The 6,227-nt window shown below is 61.2% G+C and carries 5 protein-coding genes; 2 read left to right on the top strand and 3 right to left on the bottom strand.

The window, feature by feature from the left end; genetic code table 11:
* The 3 genes from EN893_RS14385 to lptF all read right to left on the bottom strand — a co-directional run.
* Positions 1-1,678, bottom strand: a 1,678-nt coding sequence (locus tag EN893_RS14385; RefSeq protein WP_164900860.1) for an LPS-assembly protein LptD, incomplete at its 3' end; no start/stop codon positions are given.
* The gene (gene lptG, locus EN893_RS14380; RefSeq protein ID WP_031213741.1) at positions 1,678-2,763 is read right to left on the bottom strand and encodes an LPS export ABC transporter permease LptG; all 1,086 of its coding nucleotides are present in this window, start codon (positions 2,761-2,763) and stop codon (positions 1,678-1,680) included. The genes lptG and EN893_RS14385, both read right to left, overlap by 1 nt.
* A complete protein-coding gene (gene lptF / locus EN893_RS14375; RefSeq protein ID WP_127267686.1) occupies positions 2,760-3,962 on the bottom strand; it encodes an LPS export ABC transporter permease LptF in 1,203 nt (400 codons plus the stop codon). Before lptF ends, lptG begins: the two co-directional genes overlap by 4 nt.
* 352 nt (positions 3,963-4,314) lie before the next feature.
* On the opposite strand from lptF, the gene EN893_RS14365 reads away from it, so the two are divergent.
* Both EN893_RS14365 and EN893_RS14360 read left to right on the top strand, forming a co-directional pair.
* Complete coding sequence (locus EN893_RS14365; RefSeq protein ID WP_127267688.1) at positions 4,315-5,826, top strand: leucyl aminopeptidase; 1,512 nt, start codon at positions 4,315-4,317, stop codon at positions 5,824-5,826.
* Between the two features lie 28 nt (positions 5,827-5,854).
* The coding region (locus tag EN893_RS14360) for a DNA polymerase III subunit chi (RefSeq protein ID WP_128361601.1) at positions 5,855-6,227 on the top strand (373 nt) is incomplete at its 3' end.

The following is a 6,227-nucleotide window of genomic DNA, read 5'->3' as shown; positions in this document are numbered from 1 at the left end:
CCATTGGCTCGATGACATGGCTGGACCCGCTGGCCATGGAAAACAGCACCGGCCAACGCATCTCGAGGCCCGCGGTTGCCATGTAACGGGCAAATGACGAGCGCATATCGTCCTGCTCGCCCAAATGCGTTGCCATTCGGTCGATGGCGTCTAGCGAAGCCGACGATGCGTTGAGGTAGTCCACGTCGCCCTGCAGCGCGAGCAACGGCGTTAGCACCAGTCCGCCATCTGTGACGAAACTCCGCTTCCACTCGGCCTCGGCGGTGAGGCGGCCCGATTCGCCTTCGATGCCGCGGACGCGCTGCGTCGGAGTGAGGGCATTGTAGGGCTGGACGAAGGTCTCGTCGACATCGTCGCGGCGGATGACACGCGCGTTGACATTGAGGGACAGCTGGCCGCCGGCCACCGAGGCATCAGGAATATAGGCGTAATCGAGCGACGGCAGCACCCAGGGCTGTTGTCCGCTTCGCGCAGAGATATTGTCGTCAGGCGTATCTTCCTGCACATCGAAATGCATGGCGCGCACGTCGAAATAGTTGCGGCCGTTGAGACCCGTCAAGTAGACCGACGACTGGTGGACGCTGCTATTGTACTTGTCGATGCCGTAGGTGTTCGAGAAGTTCTTGTCGGTCTGCAGCAGCACGTCCCAGCCGAAGTTCCAGCGTGAGTTGATGGCGAACTGCCCCTGGGTACCCATCATGCCGCGGAATTTGTTGGGATCGCCGGCGCTGCCCGAATTGACGTTGTGGCCAGAGCTGGATGGGAAGGCAGTAGTGTCGAGGAAGGCGTCGGGATTCTGCTGGTGTATCCCGGCGATCTTCAAGCTGTACTCGCCATTGTCGAAGCGCTGACGCCACTCGGCCTCACCGAGGAAGCCCTGCTTGGTATAGCCGGTGCCGGTGACGGTCAGGTCGTAGGTCGGCGCCAATGCGAGATAATAGGGGACTTTCACGCCGACGCCGAGATCGCTCTTGTAGATGATGCTCGGGATCAGGAAGCCGCTCTTGCGCTTCACCGTCGGGTCGGCAATTTCGAATGCAGGCAGATAGGCAAGCGGAAAACCGAAGAACTCGAAATTCGCATTCTCGAAGCGAACCGTCTTCTTCTCGCCGTTCCAGATGATCTTCTTGGCCTTGACGCGCCAGGTCGGCGCTTTGTCCGGCTTATCCTCGCACGGCTCGCAGGCGGTGTAGACGCCATTGTGGAAGGTGGTCAGCACGCCGCCCATGCGTTCTGCGCTTTCGGCGGCGAAATAGGCCTTGTCGATGGTTTCGACCCGCAACGCATTGACGAAGCCGTCGGCGAAGTCATCGGTGATGTCGATATGTTGCGAATTGATCTTGGTGCCGTCGCTGTTGATAACTTCGACGTTGCCGCTCGCGACCATCCGCTTGGTGTTGCGGTTGTATTCGACGCGCTGGGCGACAAGGCGATTGCCACCATAGTCGATCTGCACACCGCCGACGGCGGTCACGGTCTGGTTGTCGTTGTTGTAGACCAGCGTATCGGCCGCCAGCAGCATTTGCGAGCCGGCCGGAACCGATGTCGCCATGTCGCCGACGTCCTGCGCAAGCGCCGGTGCCGGAACGGCGTAGGCAAGCACGCACGCCAAGGCGGTCGCCGCATAGAGGCGCGCCAAACCGGCCTGCCTGTTGCTGGGCAAAAACGCCTCCCTCACTAGCCGTCTTCCTTGTATAGCAGGAAAGTCACCCCGAAGAACATAGCCACCATGACCGGTACCCAGGCGGCTACGACAGTCGGCACGAATCCCGCCACGCCGAATGCCTTCACCAGCACCGAAACGACATAAAGCAGAAAGCCAGCGATGATGCCACCCAGAATCATCGTCGCCGACTGTCCCATCCTAGCAAATCGCATTGAAACCGTTGCCGCGATCAGCGTCATGGCGACGAGAAGGAACGGCAACGCCACGAGCGAATCAAACTGCATGGCAAAAGCATTTGCCTTGAGGCCGAAGGAGCGGGCAACCTCGACCTTTCCGGGCAGGTCATAGAAGGGGATGGTTTCGGGGCGCGCCAGCCGCTCTTGCACGAATTCGGGCTTTAGATTGGTCGGTACGCGATCGGTTGCCGATGCCTGGATCGTGCCGTTCTGGAATGTCTTGACGTCCTGCAATTCCCAATAGCCGTCGCGCAGGAAGGCACGGGCGGCGTCCTTGCGCTCGACGATGTTGCCTTGCGGGTCGAGAATGAAAAATACGACATCGGCCATTTCCAGGCCCTGGTTCAGGATGGCCCGCGCACCGATGATGGTGTCGCCCGAACTGGTTTTCTGCCGGATCCAGGGCGCGGCATCGGCCGAGACCGTATTCGATTTGCCGGAACGCAGCTGGGTTTCGATCTGCTCCGACCAGGAGAATGCGTGCGCGGCGAGCGGATTGATGACACCAACCGACAGGACGCCGAACAGCAAGGCTCCGATGCAGCAGGGCAAGAGGAACTGCCAGGCGGAAACACCGGCGGAACGCGCGATGACCAACTCGTAGCGCCGGTTCAGCGACACCAGCGTCGCCATCGCCGAGAAGAGACCGACGAACGGCACCGTCTGCAGCATGATCATCGGCATACGGAGGCCTGAAATGGCTACCGCCGTGCCGTAGGTGAAGCCGGGCAGGCCGGTGGTGCGGCCGGACAGCTCGGTGAAGTCGATCAGGAACACCAATGCCAGGAGGCCGATGAAGAACCAGATGGTGATCGTCACATAGCGGAAGAAGAAGTAGCGGCCCAGTGTCCAGCCCATCAGCCGACCCCTTGCCCTGATGCGCCGCGCCTGGACAAACGCAATTTGAAAGCATTCCAGCTGTCAGCGATGCGCGTGGCGAAGTTTGTCATCCAGTCCGCCCAGGTCACCGGCAGTTCCAGTGTTCGGTTGGAGACGATGAACCAGATCGCCACCGCGGAAGCCACGATCGGCACGCCATAGACCATATACGCATATTGCGGGACCTCATCCGCCTTGCTGGCGGCAAAAAAGCCCAGCCAACGCACGAACAGCGATATCGTGATCGCCGTGATCAGCGGATTGACGCGCGCCTCGCGGTGCGAGCGCGCATCCCCGGCGACCGCAAGCGCGATCAGCGCGAAAACCATGGAATAGGTCCATTCCGAGAACCGTTGGTTGACCTCGGCCCGGTATTCGTAGGGGTTCTGCTGATAGTACTTGTCGTTGGCGCCCGGGTTGAGCAGGTACTGCGTCGTCTGGTCCTTGGGCAGGAGCGTCACCGCCGAAGCCGCCGCCATGAAGGCCGACATGTCGAAGGCATAGGAGGTAAAGCGGATGACGGAGAGATCGCCGGTCAGCGTTTTGCGATGGATGACGCCGTCATTCATCATCAGCACCTTTTCACCGCCGCGTTCGACGATGCTGCCGGTCTTGGCGTAGTAGACGAGGTTGACGCCTTCCTCGCGCGAATCGGCGACGAAAATGCCACCCAGCCGATTGTCGGGAAGGCGCTCACCGATCTGCAGGAACAGCCCGTCGTCAATCTTGCGGAAGGTGCCTTCCTGGATGATCAGCGACAACAGATCCGCGCGCGACGAGGCCACCAGTGCCCGGTTCTTCTGCCGTGCGTAAGGGTCGATGCCGTTGTCGACGGCAAAGGAAAAAACGGCGGCGGCGAGCGCCAGCAACATGATCGGCCGTACGATCGTCCAGCGCGAGGCCCCCGCGGCGTTGACGACGGCGAGTTCGGAATCCGAATTCATCACACTGAGTGTCTGTGCGACTGCCACCACCAGCGCAAAAGGCACCACGATCGGGATGATGGACGGAAGGATGAGGGCGGCGACTTCGAAGAAGGTCAACGCCGACTGGCCGCTGTCTGTCACCAGATCGATCTTTGCCAGCACCTGTGTCGTCCACACGATCGCCAGCGTCCACACAAGAGCGGCCATGAAGACCACGAAAGCGCGGCGCATGATGTAGCGTTCAACGACCTTCATGAAGGCTTTTCTCGATTTTTTCGAACGGCATCATGCCACCGAACAAGGTAGCTGTCCGGCAGCGCCTGCACAACTGGCTCCATCAGATGGTCGATCCGGGTTCTGTCCCACATTACGCCCCCCGGCTGGGCGGAGTGTCGGCGGGAATAGATAAGAAAGGGCGAACATCGATGGTTAACAACAGGTTGCGGCAAAAAGCGGGGCCGTGCCGCGACGAATCGTCATCGATTCCATAGGTCATATGGGATGCCAATTCGGCAAAGTCTTGCCAAATGCCGGAAAACGACCAAATGTCGCGCATCGTTTCGAACCGCTTCCCCAAAAGTCGCGCATTCCCTGAAAGCAGGACATGATGAATCAAAGACCGTCGATCGCCTTCGCCAAATTTTCCGGGTCCCAGAGCGCGGTAAACAAGAAGGGCACTGTCTTCGTGTTCGCGGCGGATGAGGGCGGCCTGAGCGACGTCGCCAAGGCCGGCGATCCCGGCAAGACATTGGAGCGGGCCTTTCCCGTGGCTGAGTTCATGGGCAAGTTCGCCAGTACGGTGGAAGTTCTGGCGCCGCAGGGAGCGTCGCTCGACAGACTGGTGGCGATAGGCACCGGCAAGGTGTCGGGACTGGACGAATATGCGTGGCTGAAGCTTGGCGGCACCGTTGCCGCGTCGCTGCGCAAGGCGACCGAAGTGGCGGTGGTCCTCAATGTGGCCGGCGCTTCGCCGAGTGCGAAGGACGCGGCAAACCTTGCCGCGGGCATTCTCCTGCGCAGCTATTCCTTCGATAAGTACAAGACCAGGAAGGACAAGGACGACAGCAAGGCAGAGCCGAAGAAGTCGGTCAAGGTGACCATCCACACCGCCGATCCGGCCGCTGCGAAGAAGGCCTTCGCCGATGCCGAGGCGGTGATAGACGGCGTCCTGCTGGCGCGCGACCTCGTCAACGAACCGGCAAACGTGCTTGGGCCGGTCGAGTTCGCTGCCCGCGCCAAGGAACTCGAGGCGCTAGGCGTCAAGGTCGAGATATTGGCTGAGAAGGAAATGAAGAAGCTCGGCATGGGCTCGCTGCTCGGTGTCGCGCAAGGCTCGCCGCGCGGCGCCCGCATGGCGATCATGCAGTGGAACGGCGGCAAGCCGAAGGACAGCCCGATCGCCTTCGTCGGCAAGGGCGTCACTTTCGACACCGGCGGCAATTCCATAAAGCCGGCCTCGGGCATGGAGGATATGAAGGGCGACATGGGCGGTGCCGCCGCCGTCACCGGCCTGATGCATGCGCTGGCGGCCCGCAAGGCGAAAGCCAATGTCGTCGGTATCATCGGACTGGTCGAAAATGCCGTCGACGGTCATGCCCAGCGTCCCGGTGATATCGTCACTTCGATGTCGGGCCAGACCATCGAGGTGCTCAATACCGATGCCGAGGGCCGCCTCGTGCTGGCCGATGCGTTGTGGTACTGCAACGACCGCTTCCAGCCGAAATTCATGGTCAATCTGGCGACGCTGACCGGCGCCATTATGGTGGCGCTCGGCCAACATTATGCCGGCCTGTTTTCCAACAATGACGAGCTGGCCGAAAAGTTGTCGGCGGCGGGGCAGGCGACGCAGGAACGGCTGTGGCGCATGCCGCTCGGTGCCGAATACGACAAGCTCATCGATTCCAAGAACGCCGACATGAAGAACATCGGCGGCCGTTTTGGCGGCGCCACCATTGCGGCGCAGTTTCTGCAGCGCTTCGTCAAGGATACGCCATGGGCTCATCTCGACATTGCCGGCACGGCGATGGGGGCGCCGTCGAACGAGATCAACCAGTCCTGGGGTTCCGGTTTCGGCGTCAGGCTGCTCGACCGGCTGGTGCGCGATAATTATGAGCAGTGAACGGGTTCAATCACTATAGGCTGAAGCGATGGCCGACGTCCTGTTCTACCACCTGACCGAATCGACGCTGGAGGATGCGCTGCCAGGCCTCCTGGAACGCAGCGTCGACCGTGGCTGGCGCGCCGTGGTGCAGACAGGCACGGAGGAACGCCGCGATGCGCTCGACCAGCATCTGTGGACCTTCCGCGACGATTCGTTCCTGGCGCACGCAACCGATCGTGAGGCTCATCCCGGTGAACAGCCGATTCTGTTGACCACCGGCGACGGCAATCCCAACGACGCCAAGATTAGGTTCCTGGTCGACGGTGCGGTGCCGCCTGACCTTGGCGGCTACGAGCGCGCGGTGTTCCTGTTCGATGGCCACGATGCCGCCCAACTCGAGGCGGCGCGAGGGCACTGGA

Source organism: Mesorhizobium sp. M7A.F.Ca.CA.004.04.2.1 (assembly GCF_004022825.1).
GTDB lineage: Bacteria > Pseudomonadota > Alphaproteobacteria > Rhizobiales > Rhizobiaceae > Mesorhizobium.
Note: the sequence above shows the minus strand (reverse complement) of the source record. Positions and strands in the feature narration are given on the sequence as shown.

Bases quoted from the DNA above. Each gene is read 5' to 3' on its own strand.
- lptF (WP_127267686.1), bottom strand. From the start codon at position 3,962: ATGAAGGTCGTTGAACGCTACATCATGCGCCGCGCTTTCGTGGTCTTC.
- EN893_RS14365 (WP_127267688.1), top strand. From the start codon at position 4,315: ATGAATCAAAGACCGTCGATCGCCTTCGCCAAATTTTCCGGGTCCCAG.